The sequence below is a fragment of the Bacillus cereus group sp. BfR-BA-01355 genome (assembly GCF_022663675.1).
Taxonomy (GTDB): Bacteria; Bacillota; Bacilli; order Bacillales; family Bacillaceae_G; genus Bacillus_A; species Bacillus_A thuringiensis_S.
In genome coordinates, this window is sequence record NZ_JAKUFY010000528.1 from 1 (window position 1) to 210 (window position 210).

Genomic DNA, 210 nt, shown 5'->3' on the forward strand with positions numbered 1-210 from the left:
GGAGCTTTACTGTAGCCTGATATTGAATTTTGGTACAGTTTGTACAGGATAGGCGGGAGCCATTGAAACCGGAGCGCTAGCTTCGGTGGAGGCGCTGGGGGGATACCGCCCTGACTGTATTGAAATTCTAACCTACGGGTCTTATCGACCCGGGAGACAGTGTCAGGTGGGCAGTTTGACTGGGGCGGTCGCCTCCTAAAGTGTAACGGA

At 53.8% G+C, this 210-nt stretch carries 1 rRNA gene; it reads left to right on the forward strand.

The annotated features are described in order from the left end of the window. Positions 1–210: ribosomal RNA gene (locus tag MR167_RS32785) — 23S ribosomal RNA — on the forward strand; the annotation flags it as partial.